The following is a 3881-nucleotide window of genomic DNA, read 5'->3' as shown; positions in this document are numbered from 1 at the left end:
GTTGTCGTAGCGGACGAGCGTGAGGTCATCGAGGGGTACGCCGTCGACGAGACGGTTACCGCCTACGTCGACCCCTCCAACCCGGGAACGGCGTTTCTCAAACACCAACGGTCGAACGCCCCGCTCGTCGCCGTCGCGATCGGCCTGTTCTTCGTTCTCGCCGGGGGCGCGTCCGCGGTCAAGCAGTTCCGTCGCTGACGGGCACGAACGATCGTTCGAAAAAGACGGCAGACGAGCGCCGCGGGGGTCGACGAGCTAGAAGTAGTCGATCGACTGCGGCAGTTCGAGCTTCATCCCCTTGCGCTCGCGGATCTCCATGATCTTCTCGCGCTGGAGGTTGTCGACGAGCACGCGGAAGCCCGCGTTCTCGGTGTTCCACGAGGCGCGGCCCTCGGTGGCCGAACGGATGTCGGAGGAGAACCCGATCATCTCCTCGACGGGCGCGATGCCCTCGACGACCATCAGGTCGCCCTCCTGGTACATGTCGTCGACGCGGCCGCGGCGGCCCTGGATCTCGCCGGACGCGGCGCCCATGTGCTCCGAGGGCACGTCGATCCGGACGTCCTGGATCGGCTCCAGCAGGCGGACCTCGCCGTCGATCAGCGCGCGGTGGACCGCGTCGCGGACCGCGGGGATGACCTGCGCCGGACCGCGGTGGATGGTGTCCTCGTGGAGCTTCGCGTCGTGCAGGCGGAACAGCGCGCCCTGGACCGGCTCGGCCGCGAGCGGCCCGTCGTCGAGCGCCTCTTGGAGCCCCTCCAAGACGAGCTCCATCGTCTCGTTGAGGTGCTGGATCCCCTTCGTGTCGTCGATGAGGATGTTGGTCCGGTGGATGTCCTCCACGTTCTGGGAGGTGTCCTTGTCCATGCCGGCCTCCTGGAGCGCCTCGCGGCGCTCGAGTTCGGGCATGTCCATCGAGACCTCGCCGAGCTGGATCGCGTCGACGATGTCCTGGGCCATCGGCTCCACCGTGAGGTAGAACTTGTTGTGGCGGTTCGGCGAGACGCCCTCGACCTCGCGGGACGCCTCCTGGGGCTGCTCGCGGTAGACGACGATCGGCTCCCCGGTGATGACCGGGATGCCCTGGTTGTCGCGGATCCGCTGGGTGATCACTTCGAGGTGGAGCTCGCCCTGCCCGCTGATGAGGTGCTCGCCGGTGTCCTCGTTGATCTCGATCTGGATCGTGGGGTCCTCCTTGGCGACCTGCTGGAGCGTCTCGATGAGCTTCGGCAGGTCGTCCATGTTCTGGGCCTCGACGGACTTCGTGATGACCGGCTCGGAGATGTGCTCGATCGACTCGAACGGCGTCATCTCGACGGAGGAGACGGTGGAGCCGGCGATGGCGTCGCGCAGCCCGGTGACCGACGCGATGTTGCCGGCCGGGACGTGTTCCACCTCCTCGCGTTCCGACCCCATGAACAGGCCGACGCTCTGGATACGATTCTTGCCCGCGGTGCCGGAGACGTACAGCTCCTGGCCCTTCTCCAGCGTGCCGGAGAAGACGCGGCCGGTCGCGATTTCGCCGGCGTGCGGGTCCATCGAGATGTCGGTGACCATGAAGACGACCTCCCCGTCCTCGTCGACGAGCTGCATCCCCTTCGCCAGCTCGGTGTCGGGGTCGCCGCGCCAGATGCGCGGGACACGGCGGGGCTGGGCGTCGACCGGGTTCGGGAAGTGCTCACAGACCATGTCGAGCACGACGTCCGACAGCGGCGTCCGCTCGTGGAGTTCCTCGCGCTTGTCGTTCTGTTCGAGCTCCATGATGTCGCCGAAGTCCATGCCGGTCCGCTGCATCGACGGCATCGAGACGCCCCACTTGTACAGCGCGGAGCCGAACCCGACCGTCCCGTCCTCGACGGAGACGGTCCAGTCTTCGGGGATGTCCTCCATGTTCTCGGCCATCCCGCGGATGAGCTCGTTGACGTCGGCGATGACGGCGAGGAGCCGCTCTTGCATCTCCTGGGGACCCTCCTGAAGCTCGGAGATGAGGCGGTCGACCTTGTTGATGAAAAGCGTCGGCTTCACGCCCTCGCGCAGCGCCTGCCGGAGCACCGTCTCGGTCTGGGGCATCGCGCCCTCGACGGCGTCGACGACCACTAAGGCGCCGTCGACCGCGCGCATCGCCCGGGTGACGTCGCCCCCGAAGTCGACGTGGCCCGGCGTGTCGATGAGGTTGATGAGGTGGTTGGTGTCCTCGTACTCGTGGGTCATCGAGACGTTCGCCGCGTCGATGGTGATCCCGCGCTCCTGTTCGTCCTCCTTCGTGTCCATCGCGAGCTGCTCGCCCGCGGTGTCCTCGGAGATCATCCCGGCACCGGCCAGCAGGTTGTCCGAGAGCGTCGTCTTCCCGTGGTCGACGTGGGCGGCGATGGCGATGTTCCGGATGTGCTCCGGGTTGTCCATCAGCCGCTCGCACTCTTGAACGATCTTCTTGCGTCGGCCCATTATACCGGCAGTTACCGACAGCAGGGTCAAAAGGGTAGTGTTTCGCCGCGGCCGTTTCGAGGGGGATCACCCGGGATCGGCGCCGGTTTCGTGTCGATCGCTCGCACGGATCGTCCCCGCGACCCCCTGCCGCACCGTCTCCGATCCGCCGCGGTCGACGCCGGTCCCCGCCGCGGTCGACGCCGACCCCCGCCGCAGTCGACCCGGTCCGTTACGCCTAAGCGACGCGGAGCCGACCCACGGCGTATGCACTACCACGAGGCGGCGGCGTTCCTCTTCGACCTCCGCCGCTTCTCGGTCAACCCCGGGACGGAGCGCGTCGCGGCGCTCCTCGACCGGATCGGGAACCCGGAGGAGGACGTCACGTTCGTCCAGGTCGCCGGCTCGAACGGGAAGGGGAGCACGGCGCGCATGACCGAGTCGATCCTGCGCGAGGGGGGGCTGTCGGTCGGGCTGTACACCTCACCCCACCTCGACGCGCTCGCCGAGCGGGTCCGCGTGGACGGCCGCGAAATGACCGAGGCGGCGATCGCCGACTTCGTCGCGGAAGTGAAGCCGTGGCTGGTCGAGCGCGCCGCCGTCGGCGACCCGCTCACCTTCTTCGAGGTCGTCACCGCGATGGCGGTCCACGACTTCGCGCGCCGGGAGGTCGACGTCGCCGTCCTGGAGGTCGGCCTGGGTGGCGAGTACGACGCGACCAGCGCCGTCGACCCGGTTGCGGCCGCGATCACGAACGTCTCGCTCGAACACACCGACGTCCTCGGCGACACCGTCGCGGAGATCGCCCGCACGAAGGCACGGATCGCGCGCGACGGCGCGTCCCTCGTCACGGCCTGCGAGGGCGAGGCGCTCGACGTCGTCCGCGCGGTCGCCGCCGACGCCGGCGCCCCGGTCGCGACGGTTTCGGAGACGACCGACGCGGGCGGGAGCGGATCCGGCGCGGACGGGGACGACTCCGGCGCGGACAAAGATGAGTCCGGTACGACAGACGACGGATCACAGTCGTCCACCGACCCGGCGCTCTCGGTCGCCTACGAGGGGCGCGTGAGCCGGACCGACGCCGAGGTGACCCTGACCGGGGAAGTGAACGGCACCTACCGGATCCCGCTCGTTGGCGCCCACCAGGCGACGAACGCGGGCGTCGCGGTCGCGCTGGCCCGGCGGACGGCGGCCGCGCTCGCGTCGGTCTCGGCCGAAGGACTGCCGTCCGACGCGGTCCGCGAGGGGCTCGCGCGGGCGACGTGGCCGGGGGCGGTTCGAGGTCGTTGACGACGCGCCGCTCACGGTGCTCGACGGCGCGCACAATCCCGGCCGCGTGCGGGCGACTCGCCGAGACGCTCGCCGAGTACGACTACGAGACGCTCCACCTCGTGTACGCGGCGATGCACGACAAGGACCACCCGGCGACCGCGGCCGCGCTCCCCGACGTCGCCACC

The 3881-nt window shown here is 69.3% G+C and carries 2 protein-coding genes and 1 pseudogene; 2 read left to right on the top strand and 1 reads right to left on the bottom strand.

The genetic code is table 11. From position 1 onward, the window contains the following. Positions 1-198 (top strand): DUF3592 domain-containing protein (locus GJ633_RS14820; protein WP_156589426.1); only part of this gene is annotated, 198 nt, incomplete at its 5' end. A 57-nt stretch (positions 199-255) separates the two neighbouring features. Here GJ633_RS14820 and GJ633_RS14815 read toward each other — a convergent pair. Continuing rightward, positions 256-2445, bottom strand: coding sequence for an elongation factor EF-2 (locus tag GJ633_RS14815; RefSeq protein ID WP_156589425.1), 2190 nt, complete (start codon positions 2443-2445; stop codon positions 256-258). Between the two features lie 246 nt (positions 2446-2691). On the opposite strand from GJ633_RS14815, the pseudogene GJ633_RS14810 reads away from it, so the two are divergent. After that, positions 2692-3881, top strand: a pseudogene (locus GJ633_RS14810) (bifunctional folylpolyglutamate synthase/dihydrofolate synthase); the annotation flags it as partial.

This window comes from Halorubrum sp. CBA1125, assembly GCF_009742825.1.
Classification (GTDB): Archaea; Halobacteriota; Halobacteria; order Halobacteriales; family Haloferacaceae; genus Halorubrum.
This window is presented reverse-complemented; position numbering and strand designations above follow the sequence as displayed.

What these genes read in the sequence shown, in the direction of transcription:
- GJ633_RS14815 (WP_156589425.1), bottom strand. Translation starts at nt 2,445, where the DNA reads ATGGGCCGACGCAAGAAGATCGTTCAAGAGTGCGAGCGGCTGATGGAC.